The organism is Bacillus sp. B15-48, from assembly GCF_016879755.1.
Lineage (GTDB): Bacteria > Bacillota > Bacilli > Bacillales > Cytobacillaceae > Mesobacillus_B.
The window spans coordinates 554,385-571,455 of record NZ_WOFU01000001.1; the positions used below are offsets into that span (position 1 = coordinate 554,385).

Consider the following 17,071-nt stretch of genomic DNA (forward strand, 5'->3'; position numbering starts at 1 on the left):
ACAAACTCATATTCTCGGTTAATTCCAGTACTAGCCATATAACAGCCTTATAATCTCATTAGCCCGTTTTTGGACAATCCACGTTTTTACTCGATTACTGCCAAACATTTATAGTAAAATTTTAGGAAAAGAGGTGGAATCCATGAAAAAGAAATTGATTGTTGGAGTTTTCATTTTTATCATATCCTTAAATATTTTCCCCTATTTTAGTAGCAATACTAACTCTAAGCTATTATCAGATTTAGAAGGAACGATTTATTATACTGAAAGAGTTGATGGGGTACTTACTTTATTTAAATCAGATGCCACACTAGAAAATAAAACATTCATTTATAGCCACAAAGGGAAAGGAAAAACACACCACGGGGATTATAATGATAATATTATCGATTTTTATTACGATAAAACCAATCAAACCTATTATTTTATTGCGATGGAAAATGGTTCGTGGAGTTCGTTTTCCTTAAAAGAAGGCGAAGACAAACCGGTTTTGCTTGAGGAAGATGCAGTGGAAATAAACACCAACTATATACAAACTCAATTCAATAATCGCACCGTATCTTCAAAGCAAGGTTCCCTTTATCTAAAAGAAAATGGAAATGAAAAAGTGATTAAAAAATTCTATGGAATTTATGCTGAAAAATTTACTGGATATGGCCCTATCGGTTTTTCACCAGATGGAAAATACCTTATATATCATTCGATGGAGCATTTAACACCGTTCGGAACTCTAGTCGAAGGCCTTTTAAAAAACTCTGTCGGCAACACGTATATTATGGATTTATCAACGATGGAGTCAACCAAATACATAGATGCTTCCCCTATCCAGTGGATTATTGAGTAAATTATTATACTTCAGCTTGGTCACTCCGCATAGAAAAATGGCAAGATAATGTTTCCTATAATATAATCAGCCTATTTGTGCAAAAATGCATTTCTACCTATAGCTAACAAGCAGAAACCTGTTCCCCGTTTCATAAATGGAACAGCCCTTTTTTAATTTTTGATGATAGTAGTTTATACTTGTCCACTTTATTTTCATAGAATGTAAATGTGGATGGGGCCCCTTCACAAAATAATTTTTGAAAGGGGGAAGATGAATGGTTCTTTCGACTGATGGCCTTCTTGAAACGCTTTTATGTGAACTAGGGAGGCTTCTTATATTCCTTTTGCTAACGCTTGCGATCCTTGTTGCCGGTCTATTCGGCTTCGATCCAGCACCAATTAGAGCGGCGAGAGATGCAGTTGCTACAGCTGATTGCCCATAAGAGTTTATTTAAACCTCTAGGAGATTATTTTCCCGTAAAATAATCTCCTTTTTTTCCACAAAGATAAGATATTCACACACACTTTTATGAAAGCGACATATGTTATATGGATATTTTTTATATTAAAAAGGTGGTTAAATTATGAATGATAAGAACGAACAGCAAACGGGGAATATTGAAACGGATGAAGTTAAGAATTTGACCAGTAGTTTAATAAAAAGTGAAAACTCGCTTGACTTGAATTCAATCATGCAGTTGACTTCCAACCTTTTAAAAAACGAAACATTGATGAATTCCGTTACGGAATATAGCAAACTTAGGCAAAAAGCAACATCTCCTGAAACAAAAGCTGCTGAAAAAACAGAGCATACTTCTTTAGTTCAACAACTGGAGAATATCTCGAATGAGCTTGCAGAAATAAAACAGGAAATTGCGGAATTATCTTCTTTATCTCATCGACTAGAGGCGATTTCAAATGACCTTTCAGGATTAAAAAAGGAAATTAAAGACTTAAAAGACCAAAAGGGAAATGCATTCTCAAATCTCTTTAAAAAATCATGAGCTTAGCGGCCAGTGACGAGTAAACAGCCACCTCCATAAAGGAAGTGGCTGTTCTTTTATAGAAAAATAGTTACTGATGAATAGATCAGCAACAAAGAAAATGGTTATCCCCAGCAGTAGACGCATTTGTTGAACTTGTTTTACAATTGATTAGTAAAACGGATAGAGTAATGTTTGCTCAATATAGCCAATAATAAATAAAAGACAAACCCAAAGTTTCGAGACAATTCTGACCCTATACGAGGAGATTTAAGATGATCATTCGAAAAATCCAAAAAGAAGACAATCAAAAAGTAAAAGAAATCATCCAGGATTCTCTTAAAACACATGGATTAGCGATTCCTGGGACAGCTTATTTTGACCCTCAACTTAACGATCTTCACAGCTATTATTCAAACTTAAAAGCTGCGAACTATTGGGTAGTAGAAATAGATGGAGAAGTGGTTGGCGGCATTGGGATTGCACCATTTAACGAACAGGAGAAAGTTTGTGAATTACAGAAGCTCTACTTAACTGAAAAAGCACAAGGTTTAGGACTTGGCAAGAAATTAATGGAAACAGCTTTGTCATTTGCCTCAAAACATTATGCAAAGTGTTACTTGGAAACGATGCATGAATTGAAAACGGCTTGTATCTTATACGAAAAGTTTGGATTCACCCTTTTAGATGAACCACTACCAGGTTCTGAGCATTCTACGATGAATGCATGGTATTTAAAAGCCCTGTAACTCACGACCTACTTTTACTAAATAGTAAAACTCCTTTGTAGTAGCCTTGTTTGCTTACGGAACAAAACAAGGTCAACATCTACTACCATAGGAGTTTTTTTATTTTTAAAAATATGTACCTTCTCAAACGTTGCAATGCAAGTGGGATCGAAAACAAATAGTCTGAAAAGGGCATCGAGAGCAGTCAATCCCTCATCAATCATTTGTTACCTTTTTATTTACAGATAGCATCTTTTCGCGTATCTCGTCAGGAATTGGCTGAGCCTTCGGTTTTTCTTTAGATGATACCCACGCGCGTACTTCATAGCCTTCTGCTATGAGTTGATCATTTTTTAAAAACTGATGACTTAATTTGAATACTTTTTGATGCATTTCAGCAACCGAACTGACGACGGTCACCTGATCGTCAAAAACTAGCGGACTTTTAAATTTGCAATTCGCCTCAAGTAACGGAATCGAAACTTGATGCTCTGAATATAAAACCGGGGTCGGGAAGCCAATTGCACGAAAAAACTCATGGCATGCTTCATCCATCCATTTATAAAAATTCGGATAAAAAACAATCCCCGCGGCATCTGTATCGCCCCACTTTACTTTAAAACGGTATTCTTGAATCATGATTCCACTCTCCTCAACAACTAAACAGGTCGTCTTTTTATTTTGGCTTTATTATAACTGAATGTTGATTTTACTATGTTTAAAAATAAACGGATAAATTCCGTCTAAACTGGGAAATACCGATATTTCCTTAAAAATAAGGGGAGTTTTTCCGTCTATATGATCCAAATCTTTGGATTTTGGCTTATTTAGAGCAGTTAAGCGGAAATTCTCCGCTTATATCGGCTTCTTAAGCTTCCCCTATATCCATTAGAGGGAAATTCTCCGCTTATACCTACACGAAAATCAACAATGAATAATAACTGAGCATTTATTTTAAAACTTAATCATATAGTTGTTAATGATAGCGCGGTTTTTCTCCTCGAGCAATCTCCTTCCTTCACACTTTGAAAATGAATGGCCAATCAACAAAAGCCCATCCCCTTTTAAAGAAAGAGTGAGCTCGACGCCGCTAACTAGCATTATTTCGGGGGCACGGGTTGGTTTTTATCTACAAATAATTGGAATCCATAATTCACAAATGAATATCCTAATGACAGTAAAAAAAGGTGAATTGGTCTCAATTTCTTTAATTTATAAAGATTTATCTTTTCAAAAAATGCGTTTAGTGGATAAGCAAGTATGTAATCCATCATTATATTTAGAAGAGTATATAACCAAAATTTTCTGTAGGTTAAACTAAATATCCAAATATTCCCTATGAAATAAGGCCCAAAAGTAAACATCAATCCATTATTGGCTATCGTTTTCATCCCGCCCTTTGCTGCCCACCAATTTCGAGGAGCACCTACTAAGTATTCTGTTAAAATAATGATCGATGAAAAAAGTGAAACAGGTAGAAATTTAAAAAACATCTTTTTAGGGAGAAAAAATACAGTTCCCCATGAGATTAAAATCATTCCTATGCGAAGAAAAGCCAACATTTCGATCCCTCCTGTTTTCTCTCTTCTTATCCTCTTCAAAAACCAAATTATTATTTAAAAAATATTTTGTACTATTTTAGTTTTAATCTTTTCGCATTTTAGCCGAATGAGGGACTGACTCAAGATTACTGTGCAAGCTTCCCGCCATCGATAATTAGTTCACTTCCCGTTATAAATCGTGACTCATCAGAGGCTAAATAGAGGGCACCATAGGCTACATCGATTGGCTCTCCTAAATATGGCAGTGGTGTTCCTTCTAGTATTTTTTTCTTATATTCTTCATCTTGAAATGCAGCGTCTACCATTCGAGTGATAATCGTTCCCGGGTGAACGGAATTCACTCGAATTTTATATTTGGCATATTCCAACGCTGTATTTTTTGTCATCGAGAGTACGGCTCCTTTTGAACCAGCATACGCGGCTCCACCGGTTGCTACATATGCAGCAATCGAGGAAATATTGACGATGGATCCGCCACCGTTTTTTTTCATTTCTGGTATGACATGTTTCATTCCGAGGTATGTTCCAGCTGCATTAATACTCATGATTCGATTGAAATCCTCAAATTTCACATCGGCAACTTTTTCAAAGGCAACGATTCCAGCATTATTTACTAGAATGTCAATTTTCCCATATTTATCAATAGCAGCTGCTATCACTTGTTTCCAATTCTCTTCATTACTTACATCATGCTGGAGAGCAATCGCATCGCCACCATTATCAATAATCCTTTGGACTACTTTTTCTAATTCCGTTACTTCAATATCGGTAGTGACTACTTTTGCTCCTTCCTTTGCGAACAGCTCTGCTTCTGCTTCCCCTTGTCCCATTGCAGCTCCTGTAATAATTGCAACTTTCCCATTTAAACGCCCCATTAAAACCTTCCTCTCTTTTTAAAAATTTTGAATGTTAGGAATGAATTCATTTTAACACATCTAGAACTAAATAAGCGACTGTCTAATAGGCCTTGTAAACCACTGAATCCTATTTTCCTAACTTTCCCAAAACAAAAAGCCCACCTCTTTTCAGAAAAGAGAATGAGCTTAATGCTTAAAATTATAACAATTGAACACCTATTTTTCCATCGTAATTAGCAGGGAATATCCTCCTAAATAGTGATAAGGCCAGCTTTAGTTGAGCCTCCTTAAACAATCCATTTAAAATAAACAATCATAACCGTTACAACCAGATATAAAAGATTTAGAGGGATACCAACTTTTAAATAGTCAGAAAATCTATATCCACCAGGGCCATAGACGATTAAGTTTGTTTGATAGCCAATCGGTGTTGCAAAACTTGCGGAAGCTGCGACGGCGATCGTGACAAAGAATGCCATTGGGTCTACTGCTAATTGGGTAGACATCGCAAGGGCAATCGGCACCATTAAGACAGCTGCCGCGTTATTCGTGATGACTTCAGTAAATGTCGTTGTAAGAAAATAAACAACAACAATTGCCCCAATTACACCAGCTCCTTTTGTTAATTGGACAAAGTAATTGGCGATCAAGGCGGCTGTCCCTGATTGTTCAAGTGCAATACCAATTCCAATTGCACAAGCAATTAACAGTAAAACATCAAATTGAATATACTTCCTTGCGCCCTCAAAGGTAATCGTTTTAGTCAAGAAAAGAATAATAACTGCTAATAATGCGGCCTTAAACATTGGAAGAATATTAAAGGCTGCAAGTAAAATCATCACAACCAACGTAGCCATGGCAATCATTGATTTATTAGAATTAATAATTTCCGGATCCTCGATAGGAGAAATCAGATAAAAATCCCGTGAACCTGACCATCTGTTAACAAAATCTTTATTGCCTAATAGCAATAACGTGTCTCCTGGCTTTAAGATGATATCCCCTACCTTAGTATTAATGCGTTCATCATTTCGATGAACAGCCACTATACCTGCACCATATTTACTGCGAAATTTATTTTCTTTTACTGTTTTTTTAATTAAAGCGGATTGATGTGAAACGACCGCTTCTACTAAAGAAGCACTGCCATTTTGCAAATCCTCTAATTTTAAATTCGTCCCTGTCTCTACCCGCAATCCTTTTATATTCTGCAACTCAACGATAGTGGATATAACTCCTGTAAAAATCAACCTATCATTTGCCATAAGTTTTTTATAAGATGGAACAGAAGCCGTTCGCTCCCCATTCCGAATCAATTCGATTAAATATAATCCACTTAAACTCCGCAGCCCTGCCTCTTCAATTGTTTTGCCAATTAAAGGGGAATTAGGCTCAACAACTGCTTCTGAAAGATATTCCCGTGAACTTTCATTAAAGGATTGTTCAGATGTTTTCCTAGACGGTAAAAGTTTGTAACCAATCGTGCCCATATAAAGAATCCCTAATATTCCGGCAGGAAAGCTTGCAATCGCTAATTGAAACATCGAAAAACCGGCTAGTCCTTGTTCAAGCATAAAGCCGTGGATGACTAGATTTGTGGAAGTTCCAATTAACGTCAATGCTCCTCCAAAAATCGTTGCATAAGACAGAGGGATTAAAAATTTAGACGGTGAAATATTTCTTTCCATACACCATTTACGAACAACCGGTGTAAACATGACAACAATTGGCGTATTATTTAAAAATGCTGACAAACCTGCAACTGGTACCATCATTTGAAGAAGAGATTTTCTTGGGCTTTTCCCTGAACCTAATGCTTTCGTTACAACTTGGTTTAACATGCCACTTTGCTTGACAGCCCCAGCGATAATAAATAAAAGGGCAACTGTTAACATTCCTTCATTTGAAAATCCTCGAAGTGCATCTGCAGGAGATAAAACACCACTTAATATAAGGATGGCCAGTGCGCAAAATACGATTAAATCAGGTCTCGCCACTTCCTTCATTAAGCAGACCAGCATTGCAACTACAACGAATAGGACAATCGCAATCTCAAATGGCATTCTAATCTCCCCCACATCTCTTTTATAAATAACCAGCTATTTTATACCTACAATTCATATGTAATTAGTATGAATTTTGCATTAAAAAAGGCATATACTCCCAGTTTGAGTATATGCCTTTGGTTTTTCCAATCAGCGCGCGTAATTTATATTGATTTTACATAATCTTAATCTGATTATTCCGATGTGTCAATAATGAAATAAACTTATATCGATTGGGCCACTTGAGCAGGGGCATCATTAACCGTTCATTTCATCCGCTAAGATTCCTAAACCTGACCGTAAGATTAAACCTACTCTAGGTTGATCGGGTATCTTCTCCGAAATATAGGTTGCTGTTTGTTTCAAAGATTCACTATTCATAACGCTTCCTCCACTATTTTATATCCTTTAAGAAACTTTGACCAAATTCCGGCTTTTTGATTTGAAAATTATCAGCAATGGTTGCTCCAATATCAGCAAATGTTTCGCGAATGCTTAATGGTTTTCCGATAGAAATGTTAGGGTGGTAAACAATTAAAGGTACAAATTCTCTCGTATGATCCGTACCATGATGAACAGGGTCATTTCCATGGTCTGCGGTAATGATTATCAAATCATCTGAACGTAATTGTTCTAGTACCTCCGCAAGCCTTGTATCAAATTCTTCTAACGCTTTTCCATATCCTATAGGATCACGACGATGTCCATATAGCGCATCAAAATCAACTAAATTTAAGAAGCTGAGACCTGTAAAGTCCATTCCGATCGTCTGAATAAACTTATCCATGCCATCCATATTGGAAGTTGTACGATAAGATTTAGTTACACCCTCTCCATCGTAAATATCTAAAATCTTTCCAATAGCGATAACATCATAATTTTGGTCTTGCAATTCATTCATAACGGTTCGCCCAAATGGTTTTAATGCATAATCATGTCGATTTGCCGTACGCTTAAATGCACCAGGTTCACCAATGAACGGGCGGGCAATCACTCTTCCTACCATATACTTAGGATCTTTTGTCAATTGGCGTGCTGTCTCACAAATTTGATATAGCTCCTGTAGTGGAACAATTTCTTCATGAGCCGCAATTTGCAATACAGAATCAGCCGATGTATAAACAATCAACGCCCCTGTTTCCACGTGAATTTCACCAAGTTCATCAAGAATTGTTGTACCTGAGGCAGGTTTATTTCCGATTACTTTTCTTCCTGTTTCCTTTTCTAATTGTTGAATTAACGCATCAGGAAATCCATCAGGGAATGTACTGAAAGGCGAATCAACACGGAGACCCATTAGTTCCCAATGTCCTGTCATCGTATCCTTGCCAACAGATGCTTCTTTCATTTTCGTAAAATGGGCTAAAGGCTTTTGAGCTCTTTCGATTCCGTTAATTTGACGAATATGACTCAACCCCAAATTCCCCATATTAGGCATCTTTAAGCCACCCATCGCTTCAGCAATATGCCCCAACGTATCGGCGCCTTTATCATTATATTGTTCAGCATCTGGTGCCTCACCTATTCCGACTGAATCCATTACAATGAGAAACACTCTTTTGAAGTCAGTAGCCATCTCTTTCCCCCCTATTAATTCATAAATGATTTTACAAACCAATCTACTAACACGCCGCCAATATATACTCCAAATATACCTAGTACACCTGCCAAAACAGGAGGTGCCGGTAAAGGTAATTTCATAAATTTAAAAACGACACCAATAATCATTCCTGCTAAAACACTTAAAATTAATTCTTTCATTGCAATCTCGCTTTCTTTTTATTTTTTCTTTTATCATAGGATGCTGACCCCTTTTCAAAAAAAAGGGGGTCCAGTCATTGGACCCTATTGTAATTTTAATCAAATGATTTTCCATCTATAGGAGTTGCCTTTATCATCCATGCAAACCCTGACTGATTACCATTACCAATCAATTTCATCTCTAGCTGGATAACGTAAGCTTCATTCTGTTAATCTTGGATCATACGTCAATCTTACTTATCAATTACACCATAAATTAATGGCGTTACTTGAACCTCATTTTGGGAAATGGCATAGGCATCATAGACAAGATTCTTCACTTCAGTTACTTCCTGTTTATTGCTGTGAATCGTTACAAGTGATTCGCCTTTCTTCACTTTGTCGCCAATCTTTTTCCGTAAAATAAGCCCTACTGCTAGGTCGATTTGCGATTCTTTTGTTATGCGTCCTGCCCCTAAAAGACTGGCAGCAAGCCCAATTTTGTCTGCAATAATTGCTGAAACCATTCCATCCTCCGGCGCTTCCACTTCATATGTATAAGATGCTGACGGGAGTTTCGTTGGATCATCAACAATACTGCCGTCTCCCCCCTGAGCAGCAATGAATGTTTTAAACTTTTCAATCGCTTTCCCTGTTTTTATTGAATCCTCTAGCATTTTCTTAGCTTCATCAAAAGTTGCCGCTTTTCCAGCAAGATAAACCATTTTACTTCCAAGCGTAAGGCATAATTCATAAAGGTCCTTAGGCCCTTTCCCTGTTAGTGTGTCAATGGCTTCTTTGACTTCCAAAGCATTCCCAATCGCAAATCCTAATGGCTGGTTCATATCCGTAATAACCGCAATTGTGTTCCGTCCTGCACCATTACCGATTTGCACCATTGCATGTGCCAGTTCCTTTGCCTCTTCAATACTTTTCATGAAGGCACCTGAGCCTGTCTTAACATCTAACACGATGGCATCTGCACCTGATGCAATTTTTTTACTCATAATCGAACTAGCAATAAGTGGAATAGAGTTCACTGTTCCTGTCACATCACGCAACCCATATAATTTTTTATCAGCAGGGGTTAGATTTCCACTTTGACCAACAACAGCGACTTTATTCGTATTAACAAGGTGGTTAAAAGTATCAATATCTATTTCAACTTGAAACCCGGAAATGGATTCTAACTTATCAATCGTTCCTCCAGTATGACCAAGGCCACGCCCAGACATTTTCGCGACAGGTACTCCAACGGAAGCAACTAATGGAGCAAGAATGAGTGTTGTCGTATCTCCAACCCCACCTGTACTATGTTTATCGACTTTAATTCCTTCGATGGATGAAAGATCGATTTGGTCACCAGATTCAACCATTGCCATCGTTAAATTCACCCGTTCTGAAGTGGTCATGTCATTCAAAAAGATGGCCATAGCAAGAGCCGACATCTGGTAATCTGGGATGCTCCCGTCTGTGTACCCCTTAATAGCAAACTCAATTTCTCCTTTAGTTAGTTCAAACCCGTCCCGTTTTTTTTCAATAATATCAATCATTCTCATAATCAAAACCATCCTTTAACATAAATTGCGCTCATTTTCCTTATACAATATCACTTAATTAAAATAGAATAAGGTTTTGTGAAAAGGTGTAATGTCGTTTCATTTTATTTGCAAAAGAAAAGTCCTTTAAAATGGAAAATATCAGGTGTTCTTCTGCCTGAATCCACTTAAAAGGACTGCAGAGTGGACAAGATTCCACGAAAAAACTTCCAAATAATTTTTAGGAAAACTAACGAGATTTTCTTATTATTAAACTACGAGAGCTTTTTCAAAGCCCAACCCATTAGCCAGATGCAGCAGTTCCTGCATATATGTGTCATCCGGAGACGAAATATTTTGTAGACGTCCCTTTACTCCAAAATGCCTAAACTTAATAAGTTTTAATTTCACGTGACTTACTTTTTCACCAATGGTCTCGGCAATTCCCTTGATTACCGCTTCCGCGTCCACTTCTCCCGGCAAGCAAACAATTCGTAACTCTTCCAATTTGTTGTACTCTGCAAGATAGCGAAGATTCTTCTTAACGACAGAATTAGTAGGCCCTTCAGTAAGTTTTCTATAAACTTGCTCATCCCAAGCCTTCACATCCAGCATGACACCTTGAGAAAGTTCCATCAATTCAGGAAAACGGCTGAAATCTGTCGTCCCATTGCTATCAATTAAGCATGTTAATCCGTGTTCGCGAGCAATCGCAAATAATTCCTTTATAAAATTTGGGTAAAGGGTGCATTCCCCCCCCGAAACCGTAATCCCGCGGATAAATGGAATATTCTTTTGAATTTCTTTGAAAACCTCGTCTGGAGTCATATTTCTAACACGCGGTGAAGCAAAAGATGGACAAACAGTTATACATTGATCGCATGCGATACATGCTTCATGATCCCAGTTTACACGTCCGCCGGCAACGCTCAATGCCCCTGACGGACAACCACTTACACAGATTCCGCAGTGATTACATAGTCTTTGCGTTTCTGGATTATGACAATAGGCACAGGCTAGGTTGCATCCTTGTAAAAAGATTGACGTTCGATTCCCCGGGCCATCGACAAGACTCATTGGGATAATCTTGTTTATCGGAGCCCTTGTCATACCCCTCTTACCTTTCGTTCCTTAAGCTGGTTATGATCGTAGTTTGGTGCACCAAGATGTGTAGTTCCTTGAAGAACTACTTGCTCATTTTTGTATTTTTCCATCTCACTACGTTTTACTAAATAGCCGGTAATACGCACCAAGTCACTATTTTCCTCGTAAAAACTAATATATTTTGATCCTAATGAAAAGGCCCCTTTTACAATATCTAGAATCGCACTAGGATTATTCCGTCCGGTCGTTTCAAATGGGAAAATATCTCCACAGCCAGTTGTAATTTCCCGGTGGAATCGTGCACTATGTCTTAGGTGGTCGTAAACATTCTCCAGTTCATCACCGACAGGGATCCGTACACCTGAAGTGATTCCTATATCGTAGTCCATCCCCACCTGCGCATGGAGCATAAGATGGCCATTGGCAATTTTTGAATACTTGGCAGGAAACTGTGCTACGAACTCTGAAATAATCGTCATAATTTGATCAGCAAGATCATCGGCCTCAGTATCGTGCCCGTAACGTTTCCCACTTTCACCCATTAGAATGTTGGTACACTCTGCTAAACCGGTAATTCCTAACATGCCAATAAAGTTATCAGGGTGAATCAAACCTTCCTTAACAAGGAAAGACGACTCAAAAAAGCCAGATTGTTCCACTAAAAATTCGATTCGTTCATTCATATAATTTCCCAATGCATCTAGACAATCAGGAAGCAGTTCATGTAAAAACTGTTCGTTAGATGTCGCAACTTGTGCAAGCCCAGGCAGAGTTATTCTAGAAAGCGTATAGGCACCACCACAAATCGGTAAAATATTGTAGCAGCTTGAAATCCCGTAATCAGTGGAATAGGTCTTCTTATGAACCTGATGATTACAAAAAGCAGGGTTGGCAACGAATAAGCTAGTGTGAATCCCCAGTTCAGCATAGTCATCAGGAGTAATATCCGGGTCATATTTTAAGGTAAAGTTCGGAACAGCGTTCTGCAGTTCCTTTTCCAACTCAAGAATCAATTTTCCTGCACGAGTTGCCTCAGGACCAATATTCGCATGACAGAAAGAATCGGTAATCGTGCGATCAAGATAGTTTAAGAATAGTCGAAGCTTTTTCTTTGCCTTCTCATCGCTAACACCATCCAAAAATGGCTCGATGAGCTTATCAATGTTACCGAGAAACACCGGGAATCCGGTAATTGACGGAACATGTTTATAAAGAATCATCAAGGAATTTAATAATTCATCCAAATCTTCCGGTGGATCAATCTGTAAAAATGCACTTCCATTTTTGATAAACTTCTCATAGTCCGGCATAATATATCGCGGGCGATAAGGTGCATGGCCTTCATAAAGGTCGTCAATTGCATTTATCTCAAAATAATATCTCGTTTTCTCTGGAATTCTTAAAATAGACAGGGTGTCTTCTGCCGCATGTGCAAGTGACATTACCTTTTGCTCATAAGTGAGCTTTTTGGATGTGACAATATCTAAAACTTGATTCATCCTCTACACTCCCTCTTTTTTATTAATCAATCAAACAAATTTATTACAACTTTTTAAATTAGCATTCCAGCTATCGCTGCACTTAAAAGATTGGCAAGCGTTCCACCGATAATTGCTAAGAATCCAAATTTCGCTAGTATATCTTTACGTGATGGAGCGAGACCACCTATTCCGCCCAGCATCATCGCCATTGCTCCAAGATTGGCAAAGCCACATAATGCAAAACTGATGACAGCAACGGTTTTAGCGGAAAAAGTTCCAATGTCAGCTGAAAAAGAGCTGTAGGCCACAAACTCATTTAATACAAATTTCTGACCAATATAGGAACCTGCTCTAACGGCCTCATCCCAAGGAACTCCGATAACGAAAGCAAGTGGTGCAAAGAGTATACCTAATATTTGTTCCAGAGTAATAGATTCAAAGCCAAATAAACCACTTAAAGAACCAAGTCCTAAATTGACTAATGCAATTAAGGAAATAAACGCCAACAGCAATGCACCAATATTTAAAGCCATTTTAAGTCCTACCAAGGCGCCATTCGCGGCTGCGTCAACTATATTCACAGCATCTGGATCTTTTTCAATAGTGATATCTTGCTTTACAGTCTGTTGTTCAGTCTCAGGCACCAATATTTTCGCAATCAATAAACCCGCAGGAGCTGCCATAAAAGCTGCAGCAATTAAATACTCAAGTGGAACCCCTAATAATGAATAACCTACAAGAACGGATCCAGATACAGAAGCAGCTCCACCCGTCATAACCGCAAATAATTCTGATTTTGTCATGTTTGCCAAATAGGGCTTTACAACTAGTGGAGCCTCCGTTAAGCCTACAAAGATATTAGCGGATGCAGACATCGATTCCGGTTTGGACGTTCCTAGGATCATTGACAAGAAACCGCCAATAATTTTTGTCAAAAGCTGCATAACACCGAGATAAAATAATACGGAAATAAGTGAAGAAAAGAAAATGATGACCGTTAATACCTGAAAAGCAAAGATAAAGCCCATCCCTTCAACACCAAACATTCCACCAAATAAAAACTGAATGCCATTATTTGAGGAATCGATTATACTTTGAACAATGGCGGTTACTTTACTAAATATATTCCTCCCAGTTTCCCACTTTAAGACGATAAATCCAAAAAGAATTTGAATCCCGAGAGCTCCGCCGATTGTCCTTAGATTAATAGCTTTCTTATTTTTAGAAAGTAAAAATGCCAATAACATGATGATAAAGATTCCAAAAATACCCCATAAAATATCCATACGTATCTCCTTTTTTGAATCTACTAAATTTCTTTTTTCTGTTTTCTCGTTAGCTAATCTATCATTATTGTTTCGCAAGGGATTACAAATGACTAATTCTTAGCTACTACCGGGTTAATTACTAAATCAACAGGAATTTAATCATTCACCCAAATCCTCCGATGGGTCAATCTAATTGTTGACATCCCCCTCATTTTAGACCATAATTAAAAATGGATAAAAGTGCATAAACGCAGATAGTAATCATCCATAACATATTTCTCAAAATAATATCTTGTTTCCCACACATACTTTTATTTACTGAACTTTTTGTCAATTGTTTCTAACAAATGTTCATAATGTTGGTCAGAAATGACAATTTTCCCTCCTTGCTTTGTAAGAATCCCTTCGTCTGAAAGCTTTTTGATTGAACGATTAACCGTCTTCGTACTGAGACCTGTTTCATCCGCAATCTGTTGTCGATTCATTTGAATAATGCATGATTTGTTTTTTGCATGCTTTCGATAATATTTTGTCAAAAAGAGCATAAGGCGGTCGATTCCGTCTAGAAACAAATAGGTACGTTCTTTTTTCGTCTGTTCGAGAATAAACTTCATAGTCGTACGCGTACGTAAAAACAACGCCTCGGAATCATTCCTTATCCAGTTTAAATAGTTTTCCATCGGCAAGACGATAAACTGACAATCTGTAGAAGTAACTAATGTCGCTTTGTATGAAGATAAACCTGATAATCCCTCCACTTCCCCAAACAATTGTGGCGCTTGAAATTCGGTAAAAACATAGACATCACCTGAAATCTGCTCTTCAATTGCTCTTATACGCCCTTCAATTAAAATCCAGATTTCATTACAGACGCTGTTTGCAGATATAAATTTAGTATCCGCTTTCATTTTAACCACACGGCAGGAACGACTAGATATGGGGATGTTTTTAAATAGTTGCTGCAAATATTCCTGTTGAGGCTCGGGAGCCATGCTGATTGCTGCGATTAGATCCTCCATATTGATTTCCTCCTTCAAATCAAATTATATCGATACAGTTATTTTACCCATAGGACATGTGTCCTTTATTTTTTTATTTTTTTTATAGATAACAGGTGTGTTCACACTTTGTTCTTAAGTGTATATACACGTTATAAAGAGTGAAAATCAATGGGTATTTTTTCCTTATGTTCGTCGTCAATTAAACTGCAAAGAAGCATGGACATTTTTTCTTAACGATCCCCCAAGTGAAGAAGAAGTCGCCGAAAAGGCGAATGAATTACTAACAAAAAATGTGAGTTTTATCGTTTAATGCCTTTGTGTCTTGGAAGTTTGGCCAACAAACAAAGGCACAACTAGCATTTATTCGCTAGTTGTGCCTATTTTTGCGACCGCCCCAATTTCTAATTTAGACGAGTGGATACGATCTTTAGTTAGCAATTTTGTGTTCTTCAACTGTATTTACTGATTTTTTCTCGGCTATACTTGCTTGGATTTCTTGCATTTTCTCAGCACTTAACTCATAGCGAGTCATAATTAAACCTGAGACGAGTAATGCTAGAGCCGGAATACCAAATGCTAATACAATTGTAACCGCTTTAAGTTCAGGTGTTAGAACATCTGTAACTGTTGGGAACGCATCTTTAAATCCGATAATAGCAACGGCAAAACCAACGATGGCTGGTGCTAAAGATGTGACTAGTTTATCGATGAAAGAGAACATCGTTCCAATCATTCCTGGTACATATCTTCCAGACTTACTAGTTTCATAGTCAGATACATCCGCAATCATTGGGTTTACAAGAGTTGATGGTACTTGCCCAAATCCCATTGCCAAAGTATATAACACAATGAAAAGGATTGTTGCAATCCCAATACTGCTCATTGAGATTGTTGAACCGTCGATAATCAAAAACATTCCAATTAATGTAGCGAAAGCACCTAATGCAATCCAAGTTGAGAATAAGAAAGCTTTCTTCATGCCTGTTTTTCTAGCTTTTGCTACTGCCCAGAATGTTATCAATAATGTTGGAACAATAGTAATCATTGAAATGGTACCACTTAATGCATAGTCGCCGATTAAGATACCAAATAACATAACGACTACTACTGCGTGACGTAACATTGAGAATGCTAATTTGTCAACAGTTACTGCTACAACTAATTTTAATAATGGTTTATTGTTTTTCAAAATTGGCCAGAAATCGCGGAATTTCGTTTGAACAGTTGCCTCTGCTAGTCCGAAATATTCTTTCTTGTCCTTACTTGATATCCCAATTGCAGCTAATATTGTAAATACACCCGCAAGAATAATAGCAAGAGTGTTCAATTCTGTAAATAATCCCATATTGAAGTCGCCATGTTTTTGAATTAAATAAGACGCTACATAAATTTGTCCAACTGTGAAAAGCAATGTGTTGTAAATTCCATCAAAAATCGCGAATAAAGGACGTTGTTTCGGGTCATTTGTTAATACTGTTTGAGCTGCTTTTGTAACAGCCGTTTGACATGTATACCCGACAATATGAACGGCATAAATTAAGATAAAGAATACAAGTCTAAATGATTCAGGGATTAAGTGTGTTACATTATATAATACAATTATCGAAGTAGCTAAGATGATATTTCCGATAATCATAAATGGTCGAAACTTACCGAATTTCCCTTCCGTTTTATCCACTAAATATCCTATGATTGGATCTGAAATCCCGTCAAAAATTCTCATGCTCATTAAAATCGTACTTATTATAACTACAGCAATTCCAGCAATTCCAGCTGCATAATAAGATACAAACGCCAAAATGAATAGATACAAGTTTGTTGCGGTATTATTTAATGCAAAGAAGCCAATTTCCCAAAGCTTAGCCTTATTGTACTGCTGATTATTAATAGCTGTTGATGACATATCTTGTTACCTCCTTAGCGAATAAACCGCTTTCAA

The 17,071-nt window shown here is 37.4% G+C and carries 17 protein-coding genes; 4 read left to right on the top strand and 13 right to left on the bottom strand.

Features of this window, described 5'->3' with window-relative positions:
* The first annotated feature begins 142 nt into the window (after positions 1–142).
* From GNT69_RS02565 to GNT69_RS02580, 4 genes are all read left to right on the top strand, one after another.
* The gene (locus GNT69_RS02565; RefSeq protein WP_203553375.1) at positions 143–844 is read left to right on the top strand and encodes a hypothetical protein; all 702 of its coding nucleotides are present in this window, start codon (positions 143–145) and stop codon (positions 842–844) included.
* A gap of 256 nt (positions 845–1,100) precedes the next feature.
* Entirely contained in the window at positions 1,101–1,268 is a 168-nt protein-coding gene (locus tag GNT69_RS02570) for a hypothetical protein (RefSeq protein ID WP_203553376.1), read from the top strand.
* A gap of 141 nt (positions 1,269–1,409) precedes the next feature.
* Positions 1,410–1,829 (top strand): hypothetical protein, encoded by a 420-nt coding sequence (locus GNT69_RS02575; protein ID WP_203553377.1) that lies wholly within the window; start codon positions 1,410–1,412, stop codon positions 1,827–1,829.
* Between the two features lie 254 nt (positions 1,830–2,083).
* Entirely contained in the window at positions 2,084–2,557 is a 474-nt protein-coding gene (locus GNT69_RS02580) for a GNAT family N-acetyltransferase (RefSeq protein ID WP_203553378.1), read from the top strand.
* Between the two features lie 195 nt (positions 2,558–2,752).
* Here the strand turns inward: GNT69_RS02580 and GNT69_RS02585 are convergent, their stop codons facing one another.
* From GNT69_RS02585 to GNT69_RS02640, 13 genes are all read right to left on the bottom strand, one after another.
* Positions 2,753–3,172, bottom strand: a complete 420-nt coding sequence (locus GNT69_RS02585; protein WP_203553941.1) for a thioesterase family protein — start codon at positions 3,170–3,172, stop codon at positions 2,753–2,755.
* Positions 3,173–3,636: 464 nt separating this feature from the next.
* Complete coding sequence (locus GNT69_RS02590) at positions 3,637–4,098, bottom strand: hypothetical protein (protein WP_203553379.1); 462 nt, start codon at positions 4,096–4,098, stop codon at positions 3,637–3,639.
* 125 nt (positions 4,099–4,223) lie between these two features.
* A complete protein-coding gene (locus GNT69_RS02595) occupies positions 4,224–4,973 on the bottom strand; it encodes an SDR family NAD(P)-dependent oxidoreductase (protein WP_203553380.1) in 750 nt (249 codons plus the stop codon).
* Between the two features lie 269 nt (positions 4,974–5,242).
* Positions 5,243–7,018 carry an SLC13 family permease gene (locus GNT69_RS02600; protein WP_203553381.1) on the bottom strand — a complete coding sequence of 592 codons (1,776 nt, stop codon included), beginning with the start codon at positions 7,016–7,018 and terminating at the stop codon, positions 5,243–5,245.
* 240 nt (positions 7,019–7,258) lie between these two features.
* The gene (locus GNT69_RS25780) at positions 7,259–7,381 is read right to left on the bottom strand and encodes a hypothetical protein (RefSeq protein ID WP_275411156.1); all 123 of its coding nucleotides are present in this window, start codon (positions 7,379–7,381) and stop codon (positions 7,259–7,261) included.
* Positions 7,382–7,394: 13 nt separating this feature from the next.
* Entirely contained in the window at positions 7,395–8,576 is a 1,182-nt protein-coding gene (deoB, locus tag GNT69_RS02605; protein WP_203553382.1) for a phosphopentomutase, read from the bottom strand.
* A 14-nt stretch (positions 8,577–8,590) separates the two neighbouring features.
* A complete protein-coding gene (locus GNT69_RS02610; RefSeq protein ID WP_203553383.1) occupies positions 8,591–8,761 on the bottom strand; it encodes a XapX domain-containing protein in 171 nt (56 codons plus the stop codon).
* Positions 8,762–8,994: 233 nt separating this feature from the next.
* On the bottom strand, positions 8,995–10,299 hold the full coding sequence (locus GNT69_RS02615) for a pyrimidine-nucleoside phosphorylase (RefSeq protein ID WP_203553384.1): 1,305 nt from the start codon (positions 10,297–10,299) through the stop codon (positions 8,995–8,997).
* 249 nt (positions 10,300–10,548) lie between these two features.
* Complete coding sequence (locus GNT69_RS02620; protein ID WP_203553385.1) at positions 10,549–11,388, bottom strand: YjjW family glycine radical enzyme activase; 840 nt, start codon at positions 11,386–11,388, stop codon at positions 10,549–10,551.
* Positions 11,385–12,881: a YjjI family glycine radical enzyme gene (locus GNT69_RS02625; RefSeq protein WP_203553386.1), complete on the bottom strand. Its 1,497-nt coding sequence runs from the start codon at positions 12,879–12,881 to the stop codon at positions 11,385–11,387. The genes GNT69_RS02620 and GNT69_RS02625 overlap by 4 nt, the downstream gene beginning before the upstream one ends.
* A gap of 53 nt (positions 12,882–12,934) precedes the next feature.
* A complete protein-coding gene (locus GNT69_RS02630) occupies positions 12,935–14,149 on the bottom strand; it encodes a NupC/NupG family nucleoside CNT transporter (RefSeq protein ID WP_203553387.1) in 1,215 nt (404 codons plus the stop codon).
* A gap of 293 nt (positions 14,150–14,442) precedes the next feature.
* Positions 14,443–15,150: a Crp/Fnr family transcriptional regulator gene (locus tag GNT69_RS02635; RefSeq protein WP_203553388.1), complete on the bottom strand. Its 708-nt coding sequence runs from the start codon at positions 15,148–15,150 to the stop codon at positions 14,443–14,445.
* 409 nt (positions 15,151–15,559) lie between these two features.
* Complete coding sequence (locus GNT69_RS02640; RefSeq protein WP_203553389.1) at positions 15,560–17,035, bottom strand: MFS transporter; 1,476 nt, start codon at positions 17,033–17,035, stop codon at positions 15,560–15,562.
* Positions 17,036–17,071: the final 36 nt, after the last annotated feature.